Here is a 1,399-nt window from a genome sequence, read left to right as displayed (position 1 = left end):
CTCATGACCTGGTTCTTGCGTTCCTTTTGTTGACACTGGAAGTTTATATTCTGGCAGTTCATTTGTTATCGATAACATTTCCTCTTCTACACTCTGTACCGTATGAACAGATATCGGCTTTGTATATTCTGGTAACTCCGGTTGAATTGCTGATTCTCCCTCGTGTCCTGGTTCTTGTGTGCCATTTGTCCCTACTGGATCAGTGTACTCTAGAAATTCGTAAACCGCTGGTTGCCCTTCGCGTCCTGGTTCTTGCGTTCCTTTTGCTTCTAATGGCTTAGTATATCCTGGAGTCTCTTCTCGGACTGCCGCTTCACCAACACGTCCTGGTTCTTGTGTTCCTTTTGCTTCTAATGGCTTAGTATATCCTGGAGTCTCTTCTCGGACTGCCGCTTCACCAACACGTCCTGGTTCTTGTGTTCCTTTAGTTGCTACTAGGTCAGTGTACTCTGGTAATTCCGGTTGAATCGCTGATTCGCCAACTCGTCCTGGTTCTTGTGTTCCTTTTGTTGACACTGGGCTTGTGTACTCTGGTAATTCCGGTTGAACCGCTGACTCTCCTTCATGCCCCAGTTCTTGCGTTCCTTTTACCGCCACTGGGTTTGTGTACTCTGGACTCTCTTCTCGAACTACTGACTCTCCAACGCGTCCTGGCTCTTGCGTCCCTTTTGTCGTTATTGGATTAGTATACTCTGGTAATTCGTTAACCGCTGATTCTCCTTCACGACCTGGTTCTTGTGTTCCTTTTTTCTCCTCTAGAACTTTGTACTCTGGAGTCTCTTCTCGGACTGCTGATTCTCCCTCGTGTCCTGGTTCTTGTGTGCCATTTGTCCCTACTGGGTCAGTGTACTCTGGAAATTCGTAAACCGTTGGTTGCCCCTCACGCCCTGGCTCTTGCGTACCTTTGGTCGCTAATGGCTTAGTATATTCTGGAGTTTCTTCTCGGACTGCCGATTCACCAATACGTCCTGGCTCTTGTGTTCCTTTTGTTTCTAACGGCTTAGTGTATTCTGGTAACTCTGATTGAATTACCGATTCTCCTCTGTGACCTGGTTCTTGTGTGCCGTTTGTCCCTACTGGATCAGTGTACTCTGGAAATTCGTTAACCGCCGGTTGCCCTTCACGCCCTGCCTCTTGCGTCCCTTTTGCCGCTAGTGGCTTAGTATATTCTGGAGTCTCTTCTCGGACTGTCGCTTCGCCCTCATGACCTGGTTCTTGTGTTCCTTTTGTCGCTAATGGCTTAGTATACTCTGGAGTCTCTTCTCGGACTGCCGCTTCACCAACTCGTCCTGGCTCTTGTGTTCCTTTTTTCTCCTCTAGAACTTTGTACTCTGACAACTCCGGTTGAACCGCTGATTCCCCTACGTGTCCTGGTTCTTGTGTTCCTTTTGTTGACACT

At 48.0% G+C, this 1,399-nt stretch carries 1 protein-coding gene; it reads right to left on the bottom strand.

The features are described 5' to 3' along the window. Window positions 1-1,399: SIALI-17 repeat-containing surface protein (locus HMPREF3186_RS09455; protein ID WP_331709137.1), on the bottom strand; the 1,399-nt coding region annotated here is incomplete at both ends.

It is taken from the genome of Gemella haemolysans (assembly GCF_001553035.1).
Lineage (GTDB): Bacteria > Bacillota > Bacilli > Staphylococcales > Gemellaceae > Gemella > Gemella haemolysans_B.
Note: the sequence above shows the minus strand (reverse complement) of the source record. Positions and strands in the feature narration are given on the sequence as shown.